Annotated in this window: 15 protein-coding genes; 6 read left to right on the top strand and 9 right to left on the bottom strand. The window is 70.0% G+C overall.

Features of this window, described 5'->3' with window-relative positions:
- Positions 1 to 69: 69 nt before the first annotated feature.
- Positions 70 to 708: a hypothetical protein gene (locus HTZ77_RS30090; protein WP_175593098.1), complete on the top strand. Its 639-nt coding sequence runs from the start codon at positions 70 to 72 to the stop codon at positions 706 to 708.
- A 565-nt stretch (positions 709 to 1,273) separates the two neighbouring features.
- On the opposite strand, the gene HTZ77_RS30095 is transcribed toward HTZ77_RS30090, so the two are convergent.
- The 3 genes from HTZ77_RS30095 to HTZ77_RS30105 all read right to left on the bottom strand — a co-directional run bounded on the left by HTZ77_RS30095 (position 1,274) and on the right by HTZ77_RS30105 (position 4,619).
- Positions 1,274 to 2,833, bottom strand: a complete 1,560-nt coding sequence (locus HTZ77_RS30095) for a DUF7507 domain-containing protein (protein WP_205303908.1) — start codon at positions 2,831 to 2,833, stop codon at positions 1,274 to 1,276.
- A gap of 516 nt (positions 2,834 to 3,349) precedes the next feature.
- Positions 3,350 to 3,811 carry a hypothetical protein gene (locus HTZ77_RS30100; protein ID WP_175593099.1) on the bottom strand — a complete coding sequence of 154 codons (462 nt, stop codon included), beginning with the start codon at positions 3,809 to 3,811 and terminating at the stop codon, positions 3,350 to 3,352.
- A 328-nt stretch (positions 3,812 to 4,139) separates the two neighbouring features.
- Positions 4,140 to 4,619, bottom strand: a complete 480-nt coding sequence (locus HTZ77_RS30105; RefSeq protein ID WP_175593100.1) for a hypothetical protein — start codon at positions 4,617 to 4,619, stop codon at positions 4,140 to 4,142.
- 66 nt (positions 4,620 to 4,685) lie between these two features.
- Between HTZ77_RS30105 and HTZ77_RS30110 the strand changes: the two genes are divergently transcribed.
- Positions 4,686 to 6,098 (top strand): cellulase family glycosylhydrolase, encoded by a 1,413-nt coding sequence (locus HTZ77_RS30110; RefSeq protein ID WP_175593101.1) that lies wholly within the window; start codon positions 4,686 to 4,688, stop codon positions 6,096 to 6,098.
- A gap of 268 nt (positions 6,099 to 6,366) precedes the next feature.
- Positions 6,367 to 7,014: a hypothetical protein gene (locus HTZ77_RS30115; RefSeq protein WP_205303910.1), complete on the top strand. Its 648-nt coding sequence runs from the start codon at positions 6,367 to 6,369 to the stop codon at positions 7,012 to 7,014.
- A gap of 121 nt (positions 7,015 to 7,135) precedes the next feature.
- On the opposite strand, the gene HTZ77_RS30120 is transcribed toward HTZ77_RS30115, so the two are convergent.
- Positions 7,136 to 7,525 carry a DUF1330 domain-containing protein gene (locus tag HTZ77_RS30120; RefSeq protein WP_235995402.1) on the bottom strand — a complete coding sequence of 130 codons (390 nt, stop codon included), beginning with the start codon at positions 7,523 to 7,525 and terminating at the stop codon, positions 7,136 to 7,138.
- A gap of 91 nt (positions 7,526 to 7,616) precedes the next feature.
- Between HTZ77_RS30120 and HTZ77_RS30125 the strand changes: the two genes are divergently transcribed.
- Complete coding sequence (locus tag HTZ77_RS30125) at positions 7,617 to 8,528, top strand: LysR family transcriptional regulator (RefSeq protein WP_175593102.1); 912 nt, start codon at positions 7,617 to 7,619, stop codon at positions 8,526 to 8,528.
- A 159-nt stretch (positions 8,529 to 8,687) separates the two neighbouring features.
- On the opposite strand, the gene HTZ77_RS30130 is transcribed toward HTZ77_RS30125, so the two are convergent.
- The 3 genes from HTZ77_RS30130 to HTZ77_RS30140 are packed head-to-tail and all read right to left on the bottom strand — an operon-like array spanning position 8,688 to position 12,077.
- Positions 8,688 to 10,007, bottom strand: a complete 1,320-nt coding sequence (locus tag HTZ77_RS30130; RefSeq protein WP_175593103.1) for an NAD(P)/FAD-dependent oxidoreductase — start codon at positions 10,005 to 10,007, stop codon at positions 8,688 to 8,690.
- Entirely contained in the window at positions 9,997 to 10,851 is an 855-nt protein-coding gene (locus HTZ77_RS30135; protein WP_175593104.1) for an alpha/beta hydrolase, read from the bottom strand. The genes HTZ77_RS30130 and HTZ77_RS30135 overlap by 11 nt, the downstream gene beginning before the upstream one ends.
- Positions 10,848 to 12,077 (bottom strand): metal-dependent hydrolase family protein, encoded by a 1,230-nt coding sequence (locus HTZ77_RS30140; RefSeq protein ID WP_175593105.1) that lies wholly within the window; start codon positions 12,075 to 12,077, stop codon positions 10,848 to 10,850. The genes HTZ77_RS30135 and HTZ77_RS30140 overlap by 4 nt, the downstream gene beginning before the upstream one ends.
- A gap of 93 nt (positions 12,078 to 12,170) precedes the next feature.
- On the opposite strand from HTZ77_RS30140, the gene HTZ77_RS30145 reads away from it, so the two are divergent.
- On the top strand, positions 12,171 to 12,824 hold the full coding sequence (locus tag HTZ77_RS30145) for a TetR/AcrR family transcriptional regulator (RefSeq protein WP_205303911.1): 654 nt from the start codon (positions 12,171 to 12,173) through the stop codon (positions 12,822 to 12,824).
- A 118-nt stretch (positions 12,825 to 12,942) separates the two neighbouring features.
- On the opposite strand, the gene HTZ77_RS30150 is transcribed toward HTZ77_RS30145, so the two are convergent.
- Both HTZ77_RS30150 and HTZ77_RS30155 read right to left on the bottom strand, forming a co-directional pair.
- Positions 12,943 to 14,082 (bottom strand): acyl-CoA dehydrogenase family protein, encoded by a 1,140-nt coding sequence (locus HTZ77_RS30150; RefSeq protein ID WP_175593106.1) that lies wholly within the window; start codon positions 14,080 to 14,082, stop codon positions 12,943 to 12,945.
- A gap of 20 nt (positions 14,083 to 14,102) precedes the next feature.
- The gene (locus tag HTZ77_RS30155) at positions 14,103 to 17,555 is read right to left on the bottom strand and encodes an indolepyruvate ferredoxin oxidoreductase family protein (protein ID WP_175593107.1); all 3,453 of its coding nucleotides are present in this window, start codon (positions 17,553 to 17,555) and stop codon (positions 14,103 to 14,105) included.
- Between the two features lie 158 nt (positions 17,556 to 17,713).
- Between HTZ77_RS30155 and HTZ77_RS30160 the strand changes: the two genes are divergently transcribed.
- Positions 17,714 to 18,181, top strand: coding sequence for an Lrp/AsnC family transcriptional regulator (locus HTZ77_RS30160; protein ID WP_175593108.1), 468 nt, complete (start codon positions 17,714 to 17,716; stop codon positions 18,179 to 18,181).
- Positions 18,182 to 18,208 lie beyond the last annotated feature (27 nt).

The following is an 18,208-nucleotide window of genomic DNA, read 5'->3' on the forward strand; positions in this document are numbered from 1 at the left end:
CGCAAGCCGCCCGGAGCACTGCAAGCCGGGCTCAATCCCTGCGCAAGGCGCCGCCCTTAGTGTCGCAGCGTGTTCAAACGACTGGTCCTCGGCGCCGCTCTCACTGCGGCTGCGACACTGACGCTCGCCTCCGCCGGCCCCGCCTTCGCCGCTCCCGTCTCGGCCGGGACACCCGCGCCCGGCAAGGTGGCGAACAAGCTGTTCCGCGCCTGGCTGGCCGCCGACCGCGTGGCCGCGGCGAAGGCAGCCACCCCCGCTGCGGTCAAGACGATCTTCACTTATGTCTACCGCGCGCCCGATCGCTTCGACGGCTGCTCCGGCAACGTGTGCCGGTTCGTGCACACAAGCGTGCGCGTGCCCGGCGGGCTTGACGGCATCGCGATGGTGGTCACCGGCTCGAAGGTCACCAAGGTCTACCTGTCGCGGCACATCACCGAGCCGCCCACCGTGGCCAAGCATCTCTTCGCCGCCTGGAAGCGGGGCGACAAGTACGGCGGCCTGGAGGTCGCCACCTCCGCCACGGTGCAGAAGCTGTTCGAGGTCAAGTACGACCCGCGCGGCGTCACCCACTTCTTCCAGGGCTGCAGCAAGGAGCCGCAGGGTTACTCGTGCGCCTACTCCTATGAGGGCGGTGCGATGCTGATGCACGTACGCGGCTCCCGGAGCGCCGGCTACGAAGTTCGCTCGATCTCCTACCTGGCCGACTGAGGGGAGAGCAGTCAGGGGCTTGCCAGGTCGACTTCAGGCGGCCGTACGCGATCGAAGACCCGCCCGGGTGAACAGCTGAGCCATGCCCTATGGCGGCCCTCGTCCAGATCGAGCAGCGATGCCAGTCGCGCCGAGCTGCTCGACCAAGGCGGCCCCGCGCTCTGGCAGGAGTTCATGGACGAGTTTCGCCGCTCGCACCTGACAAGATCATATCGCTTTGATCTGCGGACAAGACGGTGGCCGCCCCACCCACGGGCCCAAAGAGCTGGTGAGCATCGACATGCAGGCCCCCAGCACTGGATCAGTTCACCGCGCCCGACCCGGGGCCGGGTGGACGCCGGGTTCGACCTCGGCCAACGGGCCCTTCTCACACCCGTCCTGACGGCTGCGGCGTGTCCGGCTCCGCGATCGCATGGTGACTGACACATGCGACAGTCGTGGGCCAGCTGCTGGATGGGGCGCTGGCCCACGACGGCGCCGGGCGTCCTGGGTTCAACGATCTCCCCAGGACGCCATCAGTGCCAGGGCCGCGTTCCGGTCGAATGCGTCGACCGGCGTCAAGTTGCTAGCTCTTCGCGGCCTGCCCGGTTCCCTTGACGCAGTACGGGCAGAAAGGTTCGGGGTCGACGCAGATCTTGACGCTGTCAGAGTCGTTGGCGGGATCGAGATCCAGCTCCTTGCCGTCGGCGGTGGCCGCGTTGGTCGTCTCGCCGATCGCTGTGGCCTTGGCATGGACGGTCAACGTGGCCGAGGCGCCACTGGCCAGGGAACCGACCGTCCATATCCCGCTCGCCGGCGCGTAGGCCCCGTCGGAGGCCGTGGCCGACACGAAGGCGAGGTTGGCCGGCAGCACGTCCTTGACCGTGACCCCCGTCGCGTCGTTCGGGCCGGCGTTGCGTACGGTGACGCGGTAGATGACGGTCTGGCCCACGGTCACCCTGGTCGCGTCGGCGGACTTGACCACACTCAGGTCCACGGCCGGGTTGACCTCGGTAACGGCGTCGCCGCTGGCAGAGGTCAGCTGCTCCGGCTCCGGACCGAGCCGGTTCTCGTAGCCGACCGTCCCCCGGTTGGTCACCTTCCCGCCCGCTGCGTCCCGACCGACCTTGACCTTGAACTCCACGGTGGTGCCGCCGGGCAGACTTGCGGCGTTGGGCAGCGAGCCCCCGGCCGCGGCGGTGGCGCCGTTCCCCAAGGTGAAGGAGACCTTGCCGGCCGCGGCGTCGAACGCGCCCTGGTCGTCGCCCGCCTGATCGGTCTTGTCCCCGCTGCCCGGGCCGTCGACCACCCGGAGCGAGCCGGGCACGAAGGTGGTCCCCGCCGGGACGGTGTCGGAGAGGCGCACGTTCTCCGCCGTGGCGCCGCCCTTGTTGACCGCGGTGAGGCGGTAGGTGATCACGTCGCCGACGTCGACCGGCCCCCGCGGGCTCGCGGTCTTGCTGAGGACGACGCATGGCGCGGTCGCGAAGGAGATGTCATCGAGCAGGTTGCCGATGGCGCGGTTCCCTCCGGCCGCCGAGACGGAACGGAAGGCGAACCTGGTGGTCGTCTGGCCCGCGGGCACGATGTAGGTGCCGGAGTAGGTGCCCCAGTTCCCGGTGCCGTCCGACATGACCTGCTGTTGCACCGGGGCCGCCGGAGCGCCGATGTCCACGGCCATCGTGTCGACCCCCAGGCGGCCGCGGTGGGATAGCCGCCAGTACAGCTTCGTCCCCGGGGTGGTCGCGCGGTCCTGGTACAGGGTCGAGACCTGGTTGGCGTTCAGCTCGGCGAGTTGCCTGCCCTCCTTGGGCGGGGTGTTGGTCGGGTTCGGCGGGCTGGCCCACAGCTCGATCATGTGGTCGGTGGCGGTGGTGAGCCAGCCGGGCACGTGGCTCGGCGTGCCGGTCTGTGAGGCGTCGGGGAACAAGGCCCACGTCCCGCGGCTGACGACCGGCTGCTCGAAACCGCCGTTGACCAGCGACACCTGGTCGGGGCAGGAAGCGGGATCCGGCGCGACCCGCAGAACCGCCGGGGCGGTGACGGCAGGCGCGGCGTCGGCCGGGACCGCGCCGAACAGTGTCAGCGGAAGGGCCACCGCCGCGAGGGCGGCGACCGGGTAACACATCCCTTGGATGTGCCTCATCGTGGTGTTCCTCTCGTCGCGGAGAACTGCCTTCATCCACCGGGCCGGGTGAACGGCGCCGGCGCCGGACGGCAGCCTCGCCCGTCGAGGGCACGTGGCGGCACGCGACACGTGCGGTCGCACCAACAGTTGGCTTGATCTTGTTCAGCGCGTACCCGGCCCCTCGGCATCGCCGGCGGTCTGTCCCGCCGTGCGCCGGCGCGGTCAGGGGCCGGTCATGCCGGCCTCAGCCATCACCGTCAGCGCAGCGATCACCGTGCCCGTCGCCCACGCCGCCGCGATCGGCGCCCGTGGCTCGGCGGGATAAGGCCATGTTCCGACCGACGCCCGGGGTGAGCGTCGCAGGCCCGGTCCTGCCGCCGTACACCGCTCGGTTCTCGGCCATCGAGAGCTGAGCGCCATGTCGACGGCATACCGGTTGCCGACGTTCTTCCACCACCCGTCGCCGGGTAGGCGACGACATTGAGGACAGGGGCGTCGGCGCGGTCACCGCCGCGCTCGGCGGCGACGTGAGCGTCACACCTGAGGGGGCTTCACGTACGTCACCCGGACGTTCAGGTAGGTCGAGCCTCCATAGTCGTGTCCACGGATGGCGAGCAGGTTGCAGCACTCCAGGTACTCCGCCGGGACGACGACGTCGATGGCTCCGGTCCTGCAGTAGCCGCTCCTGACCGATTGCACGAGGTGGCCGTTCAGATAGACCTGGGCGTCGTTGTCTATCGTTCCTTGGATACGGACCTGCTGTGCGTTGCGCGGGAGATGGAGCCAGTGGCGCACCAGGATGTCGGTGTTGCGCGCCCATGGCGTCTTGACGTTCTCGGGAGTGTTGAACGAGCAGCCGCTGGCGGTGCCGAAGCCTGCCTGACCCGTCTGCCACTCACTGTCGTCGAAGCCCCGCTCGTAGAACAGGGGAACGTCGGTCGCGGGCGGCACCTGGCGGTACCTCCAGCCCGTGCTGTTGTAGTCGAGTTCCGTCACGACGGGTCCGTTATTCCTTGCCGAAGGATTTCCTCTTGTGTTCCCGAGCTGCGGCCCTCGTCGTGGCCGGTCCGGGAGGGCGGCGCGTGAGCCGGTCAGCCCCCGGCAGGCGCTCGCGTGACCCCTGCCGCCAAGCGTGGCGACCGGCGGCCCCGACACAGTTCCCCCGCGGCGAACCGCGACCCGGACCGCAAGCGTCGGCTGCCGACCATGATCCTTCTCACCGACAACCGTCGTACCGATGCGCCGCCACCGCGGTACCCGCCGTCAAGGTGCTTGTCTTTCCCAAGACCTCCGGATTCCGGCATGACTCGATCCCCGATAGTGCTCACCCAGCCGAGGGCATGCCCGCGGTGGCGCGCTCCCGCTGCCGACGCGGGAGGGCGGCCAGCCCGGCGAGCCAGCCCAGCGCGATCCCCCAGAGCAGGCCCGCGATCAGCCCGCCCACAAGATGTCCGGCGTATGCCCCCAGGCCCGCCGAAGCGATCTGGGACAGCACGACCGCTCGCAACAGGTTCACGATCACCGCCCCCAGCACGAACGCCCCCCACGTGCGCCAGAAGCCACCCCGAGCCTGGGCCACCATGACGACCAGCACCAAGGCGAGGACGCTGTCGGCGAGCGTGACGAGCCAGGTCGTCTCCCCCAGCGGCACCACACGCAGACCCGGCAGCCCGTACGGCAGGCCGAGCGCGGACGGCACGGCCAGGTAGCCCATCCGGGTGACCAGCGCGCTCCCCAACAGTCCGAAGGCCAGGACGATCGCGAGCGTGACGATCGCGGGGAGGCTATTGCGACTAATGCTCATGTTCGGCAGGCTAGCCGCGACCGCGATTCTGGCGGAAGACCCCCGTTCCCGGTGACCGGAGTTCATATGAAGAGTGCTCGGCTCATCACGGCCGTCGCCGTGCTCGCTGTCCTGGCCGGGGGCGGCGTCGCCGCGGCGACCAGACCCACCCCGAAGCCCGTCGCCCGGTTCGTCACGGACGATCAGGGCAGGGTGCTGCTCCTGCACGGCTTCAACACGGCCAGCAGCGCCAAGAGCACGCCTGACGGCCTGCCGACGTTCACCGAGGCGGACCTCGACCGTGAATACCGGGACATGGGGACGAACTTCGTCCGCTTTCTGATCCAGTGGCGCACGCTCGAGCCCACCCCCGGCACCTATGACACGAAATATCTGGACAAGGTGGCTGAGCGCGTCGCCTGGTACGCCAAGCGTGGCTACCACGTGATGCTGGACATGCACCAGGACCTGTGGGGCAGCGACATCACCCCCGGTAGAGGCGCGGGCAACGGCGCGCCCGGGTGGGCCACACACCTCGACGGCCTCCCGGTCAGCACCGACCAGCCCACCTGGGAGATGTACTACTTGGAACCCGGCGTCATACGGGCCTTCGACCACTTCTGGAACACCACCGGTGACCACCCCGAACTGATGGACCACTACGCCAAGGCGTGGAAGGCGGTGGCTGCCAGGTTCAAGGACGACCCCGCCGTCATCGGCTACGACCTGATGAACGAGCCCTGGGGCGGCTCGATCCAGGGCGCCCAGTTCGAAACCGGCCCGCTGGCCACCCTCTACCGCAGGTCGATCGCGGAGATCAGGTCGGTCGACCCCGACGGCTGGATCTTCCTCGAGCCCCAGGCCGTGGGCGTCAACTGGGGTTTGCCGTCGGCCCTGCCGCACTTCGACGACCCACGCGACGGCCAGCCGCGCATCGGCCTGGCTCCGCACCTCTATCCGCTCCCGCTCGACCTGGGAGATGACTACACGGCCGGTTCCCGTCGGTGGACCGATCGCACACTGGGCTGGTGGCGGGACAACATGCTACGCACCGCCGAACGCGTGGGCGGCCCTGTGGTGCTGGGCGAGTTCGGGCTGGACATGTCCCGGCCGGGCTCCCCCGACCTGGTCAAGCGGGTGCTCGGGCTCACCGACCAGGTGAACATGGGCCGCGCGTACTGGTCACGCGACCCCGGACCCTGGGGCCCCTACGACGACAAGGGGAAGCCGGGGCCGCTGGTCGCCGCGATGGCCCGGCCGTACCCCAGGGCGGTCGGCGGGGTGCCGGTGAGCGTCACCTACGACGAGAAGTCCCGCGCGCTGACCTTGGTCTTCGACGCCAACCAGACCGGCCCGACCGAGATCTATCTGCCCGCACGCGACTTCCCCAATGGTGGGCAGGCTTCCATCGGCGAGGCCACCTGGGACGCCGGCAGGCGCGTCCTCACCGTGAAGACGAAGACGGCCGGCCGCCTCACCCTCACGATCACCCCTGGATAGCAGTACGGCCCCCGCCACGAGGCGGGGGCCCGTAGCCGTCTGGTCGAGGCCGGCCGACGTGAACCGGCGCGCCCTCCATCCTGCGATCGGTCTTGAGGAACAGGGCCAGGATCGCCGTCGGCACCGCCGCGATGGTGGTCGTGGTGAAAGCCGGCACAACGGCCGCCACAGTACTGCTGCAAGGTGATGACCAACCCTGATGCAATCATCATGACCATAGGGCCTCTGACGTGCCGGATTGTCTGTACACGGACCTATGATCTTCCCCATGCCGATATCCGCCATCCCCGCGTCCCTGTCCTATGCCGATGCCGATGCCCGCCTGGGTGGCGCGTTGTCCGCGGTGTTCGAGGGTGCGGGAGCGTCACCTGGCTACGCCGAGGTGCTGTTCTTCGACGGCGACCTCACCCTCGACGGGGATTTCCTGGACGCCATCAACGAACTGCGCGGCGGCGACGTCGAGTTGATCGTGGTCACCGGCAATCTGACGGTCAACGGCCCGATCGCGCTCTATGACGACCGGCCCGGCCTGTACGTCGGCGGTCACACCGAGGCCGAGACCTTGGAGGGCGGCGAAGCGGAGATCTACATCCACGACGGCGCCTTCACCCACCTGGTCTACGGCTGGTACAACCACGGCTCCTTGCGGACCGGGATCGTCGACACCCCCTGGGTGATCGACTACGACCACGCCATGGACGTGTACGCCCCCGGCGGGCGCTGGGTGAACAATTACGACGATGACGACGACGACGCAGACTTCGCCGTCGGGGACAGCATCGTCGAGGCGTTCGTGCCCGAGGTCGTCGACGCGGAGGACCGTCGCCTGGACGTCGACGAGTTCCTGGACCGGTTGCGGGCCGGGCTGCCGGTCCTGCGGCCCGGAGCCCTGGACGGCGGCCGAGTCGGCGCTTGATCACGTGTTCCGGGCGTGCATGAGGCGCGCCCCTGGGCTACTACAACTCGTCTCGTGAGTCGTCGTTCGGCACCGTGTGCGTATCAGGTGACGGATGCTCCGCGGTGGCTGGGCCCGCCGGTCAGTCGATGCCTTCGACGATGCGGAAGTCGCGCTGGACGCCGTCGGGGAGGGCCACCAGCGCCTTCTGGTATGCCTCGCTCTCGTATGCCGCGACGGCCAGTTCAAAGCTGTCGAACTCGACCAGAACGACGCGTTGCGTGATTCCGGCCTCGTGGGCGACGACTCGACCGCCACGAGACAGGGTGCGCCCGCCCCCGGCCTGGACAGCCGGACGGGCCAGCTTGTTGTAGGCAGTCAGGCTTTCAGGGTCGGAAATGGCGGGGTAGACACTGACCCAGTAACCCTTAGCCATGGAAACCTCCTGTGTTCGGCCGGACACGTCCGACTTCGAATTGACACTCAATCGATCGATCCCGGCGACGGGCAATGCGGTCAGCGGAATCGTCATATGCGCAGGTTAGGGCTTGATGTGCGGTCGAGGGAAAGATCGGTACGGGATAGACTCAGAACGGATCGTTATCAATCGGCGGGGAGGGCACGTGGCGCCGGATACGGTGAGCCTGCGGTACTTCCTGGTGCTGGCGCAGGAGTTGAACTTCACCCGCGCGGCCGCACGGATCGGTATCGCACAGCCCGCACTCAGCGCCCGGATACGCCGATTGGAGGCTGAACTCGGTACGGCCCTGCTGGTCCGCAACACGCGCAGCGTCGTATTGACCACGGCCGGTGCGGCTTTGGCGGAGTCCGCGCCACCCGCGCTGGCGGCGCTGGACCGGGCATGGGACACCGCCCGGAGCGCGGCGGCCGGTGAACTGGGCACGCTGCGCATCGGATACAGCCTCAGCGCCGGGGCCGAGACGGCACCGGCGCTGGTGGACAGGCTGATTCGCGGCAACAGCGGACTCGAGGTCGGCGCGGTCCCGATGGCGACACCGGAGATCTCCCCCGCGGTCGCCGACGGCCGCATCGATGCCGGGATCACCCGCGGTGAACAGCCGGGCCGTGGCGTGCGCCGGTTCCTGCTGCGGCGTCAGCGCGTCGGGGTTCAGCTGGCGCAGCACCATCCGCTGGCCGAACACCCGGAGATCGAGATCGCCGACGCGGCCGCGTATCCGCTGCGACTCCCGGAGCGTGCGACCAACCCCGTGATCCACGATCAGCTGTCCGCACTGTTCCGGGACACCCGACCACACCCGCGGTTCCACACGCCCGCGGTCTCTTTCGACATGTCTCAGCGCGACCTGCGCGACGGGGTCACCCTCGCCCCGGCCGGAGAAGCCGCGGTCACGGCATCACCGGCCGGTCTCACCTGGCGACCGCTGCGGGGCGCGCCCAGCCTGACCATCCACCTGGTCCTCCCACGCGAGCTGTCGCCGCTGCACCGCCGCATCCGTGCCGTCGCCAGAACCCTGGCGCACGAGCTGCACTGGCTGCCGGACAAGCACGGGTAACCGGCGGGAACGTCCGCCGTCAACGGCGTCCATGACGTCGGTCCATGCTTGACGCAAACCGCTGTTCCCTTGCTCCTCGAGGCGCTGGCGACCTCGCGTAATCCAGTGACGCCTATTCGCGCAGGACAAGTCCTGGACGCGCCACAACCGACAGGTGCATCAGCCCAGGACTGTGCCCGAGTTCTCGGTGCCGCGGGGACGCTTGCGGGAGAACGCCGAAAGGTCTACGGCCAGGCCGGTGTGCTCGCCGACGAATCGTACCGGCCGTTCGTCGTGATCTACGCCGTTCTCGGTCTGTTCGATGATTGCGGCGAGGAACTTGCCGACGACCGGCGCGTTCTTGAACTGGTTGCCGCTCGTCCCCATGGCGACGTAGAACCCGTCCAGCTCCGTACGGTCGTAGATCGGCGTCCAGTCGTCGGCGACGTCGTAGACTCCCACGACCCCGCGAGCCCGATTCGGTATCTCCAACGCCGGTAGCCGTCGCGCAGCCCTCGTCACCTGGGCCTCGAACACCGCCGTCGTCGGATGTGCGGTGACGGCGTCCGGGTCGTCCACCCACTGCAGCGGATCGCATTCCGGTTCCGTGCCACCCACCAGCAGTCCCCCGCCGGCCTCACCGCGCAGGTAGATGCCCAGGTCCATGTCCGCGACGCAGATCCCGGCGCGGTTGTCGGCGCCGGGACCCACGCCGAAACCCACGGGGGCCGCCACGTGCGCGACCTCCTGCCGTAACGGCCGGCATCCCACGGTGAAGTCGGATCCGACCGAGGCCAGCTCGTTGATGCGGGTCGACCACGGGCCTGCGGCGTTGACCACCACGCCGCAGGAGATCCTGCTCCCGTCCGCGAGTGTCACCGCGGTGACCCGGCCATGAGCCCGCTCGATCCCGCGCACCGACGTATGGAACCGGAACTCGGCACCGTGTGCCCGCGCGGCGGCGGCCAGATTCTGCGCGGCCAGTTGCGGATCGTTCACGAACCCCGCATCAGGTGTGTACACGGCACCCAGCGTGGTGTCGGTCTCGGCCCAGAACTCGTCGTCGTCGATGCGTTTCGGTGGCCAGTACCTGCCGACGTCGATGCCCGGGATCCGCTCCGACAGGTCCGCACTCGTCCACTCCTCGAACGGGATACCCGCGTTCTGGAACAACGGCAGGTACACCGACCGAGGAGCCACGTCCACGTCCAGCATCGCCATCCCGCACCGTACGTACCGAGCCAACGGCCCGACGTCGCGGCCAAGGTGCTCCGCCCACGACTTCCAGCCGAAGTGCGCCTCCCAGGCGGTGGCGACGCCCGCGGCGGTGGAGAAGTTGAACCGCACCACCGCGCTGGACGCACTCGTGGAGCCGTGGCCGGCGCCCCCGGCCTTGTCGACCACCGTCACCTGCCGGCCACGGCGGGCGAGTTCCAGGGCGACCGACGCGCCGATCACCCCCGACCCGATCACCACGACGTCCGTGCGCCTACCGGGCACGGCAGGTCCTGAGATAGCTGAGGAACGAGGCCTGCAGCCCAGTCACGTGCGTTTCGTGCATGAGTGCGCTGGTGACGGATCCGCTGCGTGAGGTGAGGCGGTGAAGGAACATGGCCGTGTTCTTCGCGAGATTCTGGTAGACCGCCATGTCTCCGAGGATCTCTCGGTCGTTGAAGGTCACGTGAAGCTTGGTGGCAGGCAGGGTGTCACTCATGGCTTGAAGACGAGCGAAGACCTGACTGTCCGCACCGACAATGCCGGGGCTGCCCGCGCCGATGCTCTCGAAGAAGGTTCCCTTGGTGAGCCAGGCGTAGAGACTGAAGAGTCCGCCGTAGGAATAGCCGAAGAGGCCGTGACCGCTCGGGGCTGTGCCGTAGTCGCGTTCGATCCGCGGGTGGAGGTCGTCGGTCAGGAAGTTCAGGAACATATCCCCGCGGCTGTCGCTCAATTCAGCGAGGTAGGCGTCGGCTTGCTCGCGAGTCATCGTGCCTGCTTCGATCCCCATCTCCACCGCATCGATGTACTCCTTCGCGATGGGTTCTCCGGGGGGCACGAGGTCGCGGTTGCGCAACCGCTCCCAGTGCTCTGCTTCCTCGCCTGCGTAACCCACGCTGACTTGGACGTAGGGCTGAATCGACTGCATGGGGTCCAGTTGCGTGACGATGAGTGGGGCGGTCATGCCCACGGCCCAGTTGCCGTCGAGCACGTACACGACAGGCGCCTGCGCCGCGGCAGGGTCGTAGCGCGGTGGCGTGGTGACCCAGACGCCGTAGTCGTGCCCACCGCTGGAACGCATCTCGAAGTAGTCGGTGCCGGGGAGGCAGCCCTGCCACATGGCGCTCATCGCAGGTCCTTCACCACGCGTCCGGCCTGGACGACGAGAACGGCGTTGGCGGGGTCGGCGAAGAGCTTCGGATCTTCGAGCGGGTTGCCGTTCCAGAGCACGAGGTCTGCCTGCATTCCGGGCGCGATGACCCCCACCTGGTCCGACAGGCCGAGGATCTCGGCGTTGGTCTTGGTTGCCGCCACGAGGGCTTCCATCGGTGTCTCCAACTCCGCACGCAACCTGAGCTCTTCACCTCGGCGGTCCTGAGCCGGACCGATGAGATCGGAACCCAGCCCGATCCGCACTCCGGCCTCCTTGGCGGCAGCGAGCGCCTCGGTCATCCGCTCACGGACACCCAGCACACGATCGCGGACCGACTCGCCGAGGCCGGCTTCCGCGGGGTCGTGGAGCAGTCGCTCGACGACGGCGAACGTGGGCACAAGGGCGACCCCGCGCGTGGCCATCAAGGTGGCCGTGGGCTCATCGAGGTCGGTGCCGTGCTCGACACAGCGCGCCCCGGCCTCGACCGCGTTCCGAATGCCCTCATTGTTGTGGGCGTGAACCGTCACGTAAGTGCCCCGTGCCGCGGCTTCCTGCACAGCGACGGCGATCTCCTCCACCGTGAACTGGGTGTCGGTCAGCCGGTCGTGAGCGCTGACCACGCCCCCGGTCACACAGAGCTTCAGAAAGGAGGCTCCGCGGCGGAAGGCCTCACGTACGTTGCCTCGCAGCTCGTCGGCGTTGCCCGACATCATGGACAGGGCGCACAGACCCGGAAGGTGATGGCCGCTCCACAGCTCGGTGGGTTCCCAGTCGGCTCCGTAGTAGCCGTGCCCACCGATCTGGCACTGCACAGGTCCGCACGACAGGACGCGCGGTCCCCTGACCTTGCCCTTCGCGATCGTGGTGACGACGCCGCCGTCGATCCCGCCGGTGTCCCGGACGGTCGTGAAGCCGGCGTCGAGCGCTGCGCCGGCCGTGGCGAAGATGTCCGCCGCGATCTCGGCGGCACTGATCTGGAACGAGAACTGCGGCTGGATCGGGCTCGACAGGCCCAGGTGAACGTGCGCGTCGATCAGGCCGGGCGTCATCGTCAGCCCCCCGGCGTCGAGCCGCTCGCCGGGTTCGTCACCGGAGGCCCCGAGCTGGGTGATCCACCCGTCCTCGACGGTGACGTCGACGTCCATGGGGTCGCGCCCCGTCCCGTCGGCGACCGCCGCGCCGACCACCTGTAAACGTCCCACGAGTCGTTCCCTCCGCCGTCGCGAGCCGACTGCGACCATGTACGAAGCAACACGGCGCCGCCAGCAATCTTTTCCAATGGATAAACTGTAGGAGTGATCCTGTCAACCACGGAACGCAAGGGCGACGCACGCGAGCGCCTCCTGGCCCGGCTCCTCGACACCTTCGACGAGGCCCTTCCCTCACCGGAGGTGTCGCTCCGCGAGATCGCCGCCCGGACCGAGACCAGCCACGCCCTCCTGCGATACCACTTCGGGTCACTTCCGGGCGTCCTGGCGGCCATGCTCAAGGCACAGCGATCTCGTGACAACGAGGCCCTTTTCGCAGCCGCCCAGCAGGGCACCTTCACCGACCTCGTTGGGGCGATCTGGCGGACCTACACCCGCCCGGAGCAGTTGTCGCGTGTCCGCGGCTTCTTCCACGTCGTAGGACTGGCCGCGTACAGGCCGGAGGACTTCCGCGAGTTCATCGACTCGCTCGACGACCTGACCAAGATGCTGGCCTCACTCGCGGAACGCGAAGGACACGACACCGGGGAAGCGCTGACCATGGCCACCGTCGCCGTTGCCGCGGTCCGCGGCCTGCTCTTACAGGAAGTCCTGACTCCGGGAGTCCACTCGGAGGACACCGTCGACCTGATCCTGCGCATGCTCCCCGGCAACGCGGCCGGTGTTCACTCAGGCGATGAAGTACGCCCGCACCCTCAGGCAGGCCGTCCCGCACCGGCGCGTGATTCTCATGGTGCATGAGATGAGGCGAACTTCGATCTGGGCACCAAAGAGGGCCGGGCAGGGACTGGAGGTCTCGGGCGACAAGTGGCCGGGCGCTGGACAGGTCGTCTGCGCCGCCTGACAGACTCTTGAGGATCTACCTGGCCAGGTGTCTGCTGATGACGAGGCGCTGGATCTGGTTGGTGCCCTCGAAGATCTGCATGATCTTCGCCTCGCGCATGTAGCGCTCGACGCGGAAGTCCCGCGTGTACCCGTAGCCGCCCAGCACCTGCACGGCGTCCGTGGTGACCTTCATGGCGGTGTCGGTGGCCACCAGCTTGGCGACGCTCGCCTGCCTGCCGAAGGGAAGGCCGGCGTCGCGGCGTCGGGCGGCGTCGAGGTACGTCGCGCGGGCCGAGTCCACGCCTGCGGCCATGTCGGCGAGCAGGAAGCCGAGGCCTTGATGGTCGATGATCTTCTTGCCGAACGTCTCCCGCTCCTTGGCGTAGGCGACCGCCTCGTCGAGCGCGGCCTGGGCCAGCCCGGTGGCGCAGGCGGCGATGCCGAGACGCCCGGAGTCCAGAGCACTGAGAGCGATCTGAAGGCCCTGCCCTTCCTCGCCGATCAGGCGGTCGGCTTCCAGGAACGCGCCGTCCCAGTGAGCGCTGGTGGTGGGGACGGCGTGCAGGCCCATCTTGTCCTCGGGCCGGCCGAAGGTGAGGCCGTCGGCCGCGCCGGGCGCGAGGAAGCAGGAGACGCCACGTCGGCCCTCGCCGGTGCGGGCGAAGAGGGCATAGAGGTCGGCCTTGCCACCGTGGGTGATCCACGCTTTGGTGCCGGTGATGCGGTAGCCGCCGTCGGCCGGGTCCGCCCGGCACGTCAGGGCGGCGGGGTCGGACCCGGCCTGCGGCTCCGACAGGCTGTAGCCGCCGACGAGCCGGCCCGCCAGCATGTCGGGCAGCCACCGCTCCCGCTGCTCCGGCGTCCCTTGGGTGGCCACGGGGAAGCAGGCCAGCGTGTGCACGCTGGTGGCCACGGCCACGGCCGCCCAGCGGGCCGCCAGCTCCTCGATCACCTGCAGGTACACCTCGTACGGCTGCCCTCCCCCGCCGTACTCCTCCGGGTAGGGCAGCCCGAGCAGCCCGGCGGCGCCGAGCGTGGCGAACAGCCCTTCGGGGTAGGTCTCGGCCCGCTCGTGCTCGTCGGCCCGGCGGGCGAGCTCCTTGTCGGCGATCTCCCGGGTGAGGGCGATGAGGTCTCTGGCGTCCTGGTCGGGCAGCAGGCGTTCGACGGTCATGGTGTTCTCCTGGGTACGGGTCACGCGGGCATGCCGGGTCCGGCCTGGGTCGCCCCGGCGGGTCCGGCCGCGGGCTGGGCGGCCAGCCGGGCGAGTGCGGTCGCGGCGCGGTCGCGAAACTCCGCGACCCGGGTGAGCTTGATGTCCTCGTAGCCGCGGATCAGCTCCGGCAGGGCCGCGATGGCGGCGACGTCGTCGGCCGTGTCCGGGGTGAGCCGGTCCAGCGCCTGGCGCACCAGGTCGCGGTACTCGCCGATGAGCCGGCGTTCGACGCGGCGCACCTCGGCGTGGCCGAACACGTCGAGCGCGGTGCCGCGCAGCGTCCGGGCGGCGCGCAACCCGCGGAACAGCGCCCCCGCGCCGCGGCGCAGCCTGATCTTCCGCTTCATTCCCAGGGCGCGCAGCAGGGGCGGGTGCAGCAGCACCGACACGACGGCGTCCGGGCCGAACTCCTGCTCGCGGCGGGCCCGTTCGGCCGGGTCGAGGTGCAGCCGGGCCACCTCGTACTCGTCCTTGTAGGCCATGAGCTTGTGCAGTCCGCGGGCGTAGGCCAGGGCGATGCGCTCCCCGGCTTCCTCTCCCGCGCGCTCGGCGGCGAGCGCGGCGACGCGGCGCACGTCCTCGGCGTAGGAGCGGGCGTAGGCGGCGTTCTGGTAGCCGGTCAGGTCGGCGATCCGGACGTCCAGCGCGCCCCGCAGGTCCGTGGCGGCGGGAGCGGGGGACGCGGGGAGCGCGGCGCGCAGCACCGCCTCGCGGTCCAGGACGGCCGCGCGCCCCCACCGGAAGGCGGCCAGATTCTGTTCGGCGGCGGCCTTGTTCAGCCGGATGGCCCGCTCGATGGACCCGGCCGAGACGGGCAGGCAGCCGTGCTGGTAGGCGGCGCCGAGGAGCAGCATGTTGGCCGGCATGTGATCGGCGAACAGCGCCTCGGCCAGGCCGTGGGCGTCCAGGTAGAGGTTGTCGGCGCCGCGGGTGGCCGACTCGACGCGCACGATGGCGTCGGCGGGCGAGCCGGGCAGCGCGGCGCGGCCGGTGACCATGGCCGCGGTGGGCACCACGGCGGTGCTGACCACCGCGATCGTGCGTTCGGCCGAGGCGGCGGCGAGATTGCCGTCGGCGGCGGCGCCGAGCAGGTCGAAGCCGATCAGGACGTCGGTGGCGCCGTTCGAGGCGCGCGCCGCCCCGGTGATGGGCCGCGGCGAGACGCGCACGTCGCTGACGACGGGGCCGCCCTTCTGCGCGAGCCCCGTCTGCTCCAGCCCGGTGGCGTGCAAGCCGTCGAGGTGCGCGGCCATCTGCAGGATCTGCGAGACCGTGACGACGCCGGTGCCGCCGATGCCGGGCATCCGCAGCAGCACCGGCACGCCCTCGAACCTGGGCACGGGGTCGGTGAGCTCCACCGGCAGCGGAGGCAGCGGGCGGGCTCGGCGGGTGCCCGGCTCGACGAGCAGGAACGACGGGCAGTCACCCTTGAGGCAGCTCAGGTCGGAGTTGCAGGACGGCTGGTGGATGCGGGTCTTGCGGCCGAACTCGGTCTCCACCGGCTGCACGGACAGGCAGGACGAGACGTCCCCGCAGTCGCCGCAGCCCTCGCAGACGCGCTCGTTGACGACGACCTTGGCCGTGGGGGTGGGCAGTTCGCCCCGCTTGCGCAGCCGCCGTTCCTCTGCGGCGCAGCGGTCGTCGTGGACCAGCACGGTGACTCCGTCGAGCGCGGCGAGCTCCTTCTCCACCTCGGGCAGGTCGTCGCGGTGCCGCACGGTGGCGATCGGCGCGAGCCGGACGCCCCGGTACGCCTGCGGCTCGGCCGTGGTGATGACGACGCGGCGGACGCCCTCGGCCGCCAGCGCCCGCGTCAGCGTGGGCACGTCGAGACGGCCCTCGGCGCGCTGGCCGCCGGTCATGGCGACGGCGTCGTTGTAGAGCAGCTTGTACGTGATGGACACGCCGGCGGCGACGGCGGCGCGGATGGCCAGGGAGCCGGAGTGGTGGAACGTGCCGTCGCCCAGGTTCTGCACGAAGTGCCGGTCGTCGGTGAAAGGCGCCAGGCCGATCCACTGGGCGCCCTCGCCGCCCATCTGGGTGATGCCGACCTGGGCGCCGCGTCCCGCCCCGTCGAGGGCGATCATGGCGTGGCAGCCGATGCCGACGCCGACGAGCGTGTCGTCGGCGGTGCGGGTGGAGGCGTTGTGCGGGCAGCCCGAGCAGAAGTACGGGGTGCGCGCGGCGACCACCGGCAGCAGGCGCCGCGCTTCCTTGGGGCGGGTCAGGCGGACGGCCGCGCGGGGCAGCCGGTCGGGCCCGACGCAGGCGGCCAGGGCCTTGGCCACGTCGTCCGCGCCGAGGGTTCCGCGCGCGGTCAGCAGCTCCCGCCCCACCACGGCGGGCCGGCGTTCGGCGGCGTACAGGGCCTGCTTGAGCTGGCCCTCCAGGAAGGGCACCTTGTCCTCCACGACGAGCACGCGGTCCAGGTCGCCGGTCATGGCGGCCAGCTCGGCGTGGTCGAGGGGGAACGGCATCGCGATCTTGATGAGCCGCAGCCCGAGGTCCTCCATCGCCGCCTCGTCCAGGCCGAGGTCGTCCAGGGCGCGCCGGACCACCGCGTAGCCGGTGCCCGAGGCGAGGACACCGAGCGTGGCCCGCCGGGCGCCGAACGTCACCCTGTTGAGGCCGTGCGCGCGGGCATAGGCGCGGGCGAGGTCGAGCCTGCGGGTGAGCATGTCGTGCTCGGCGTCGAGCGAGGCCGGGCCGACCAGCGCGCCCGCCGGCCCGCGCCCGCCGCGGCCGTTCTGCTCGGGCGCGGGGACGCCGTCGCGCAGCGGGCCGAGGTCGACGGTGGCCGAGGCGTCCGCGACGTCGGCGACGATCTTCAGACCGGTCCACAGGCCTGTGGCCCGCGACAGGGCGACGGCGTGCAGCCCGAGCTCGACGATCTCGGCCACGGAACCGGGTGAGAGCAGCGGCATCGACAGGCTCTGGCACATCGGCTCGCACGAGCTGGGCACCGTCGAGGACTTACTGCCCGGGTCGTCGCCGATCCAGGCCACGGCGCCGCCGAGGGGCGCGGTGCCGGCCAGGTTGCCGTGCCGGATGGCGTCGGCGGCCCGGTCCAGGCCGGGATTCTTGCCGTACCAGAAGCCGGTCACCCCGTCGTGCCGCCGTCCGGGCACCCGGTCGAGGAGCTGGGTCCCGGCCACCGCGGTGGCCGCCAGCTCCTCGTTCAGCCCGGGGCGGAAGAGCACGCCCGCCGTGTCCAGGAACGCCGCGGCCCGGCCCATCTCCAGGTCCACCCCGCCCAGCGGCGAGCCCTGGTAGCCGGACACGAAGACGCGCGTGTCGAGGCCGCGCTCCTGGTCGAGCCGGCGCTGCTCCAGCGTCAGGCGGACGAGGGCCTGGATGCCGGAGATCAGCACGCGGCCGTCCGGGGCCGTGTACTTGTCGTCGAGCGACACCGTGGCGGGATTCGTGCTCACGCCGCGCACCTCCTGACTGGGGCTTGTGTGACCCCAAGCACAGCAACGACAGCCGAGCGGGCGCAAGTATCAAAGGACAAACTGCGACTTCAACGCAAAGAGTTTGCGCGAGATCCGTGGAACGCTAGCTTTGTTTGTGTGCTGAAGAGGAGGATCTGATGGACGACGTGGATGCCACCGATCATCGGTTGCTGCGCCTGCTGCGTGAGGACGGGCGCAGGACCTTCTCGGAGATGGCCACGGAGGTCGGGCTGTCCGTTGCGGCGGTCAAGCGGCGCGTGGACCGGCTGCGCGAGATCGGGGTGATCACCGGCTTCGCCGTGCAGATCGACTACGCCAGGCTGGGATGGGGCATCGAGGCGTTCACCGAGCTTCGCTACCCGGGCACCACCCCGGTCAGCGAGATCGTCCGCACGGCCACCGACGTGCCGGAGGTGCAGGCCGTCTACACGATCGCCGGCGATCCGGACGCGCTCATCCAGGTCCGCGTCCGGGATCTGGGCCATCTGCAGCAGGTGATCGACCGGCTGCGCCGGGCGGGCGACGTCACGGGGACGAAGACGTTGCTGGTGCTCGGGTCGTGGACCCGCGACACCCTCACGCCACCGCGCCGCCGCACGCCGTGACGGCCGTCGGTCGCTTCGTGACCGAAT

It is taken from the genome of Nonomuraea montanisoli (genome assembly GCF_013363975.1).
Classification (GTDB): Bacteria; Actinomycetota; Actinomycetes; order Streptosporangiales; family Streptosporangiaceae; genus Nonomuraea; species Nonomuraea montanisoli.

Excerpts from the sequence above, each read along its gene's own strand:
- HTZ77_RS30115 (WP_205303910.1), top strand. The coding sequence starts at position 6,367 with ATGCCGATATCCGCCATCCCCGCGTCCCTGTCCTATGCCGATGCCGAT.
- HTZ77_RS30120 (WP_235995402.1), bottom strand. The coding sequence starts at position 7,525 with ATGACGATTCCGCTGACCGCATTGCCCGTCGCCGGGATCGATCGATTG.
- HTZ77_RS30150 (WP_175593106.1), bottom strand. The coding sequence starts at position 14,082 with ATGACCGTCGAACGCCTGCTGCCCGACCAGGACGCCAGAGACCTCATC.
- HTZ77_RS30105 (WP_175593100.1), bottom strand. The coding sequence starts at position 4,619 with ATGAGCATTAGTCGCAATAGCCTCCCCGCGATCGTCACGCTCGCGATC.
- HTZ77_RS30110 (WP_175593101.1), top strand. The coding sequence starts at position 4,686 with ATGAAGAGTGCTCGGCTCATCACGGCCGTCGCCGTGCTCGCTGTCCTG.
- HTZ77_RS30135 (WP_175593104.1), bottom strand. The coding sequence starts at position 10,851 with ATGAGCGCCATGTGGCAGGGCTGCCTCCCCGGCACCGACTACTTCGAG.
- HTZ77_RS30160 (WP_175593108.1), top strand. The coding sequence starts at position 17,714 with ATGGACGACGTGGATGCCACCGATCATCGGTTGCTGCGCCTGCTGCGT.
- HTZ77_RS30095 (WP_205303908.1), bottom strand. The coding sequence starts at position 2,833 with ATGAGGCACATCCAAGGGATGTGTTACCCGGTCGCCGCCCTCGCGGCG.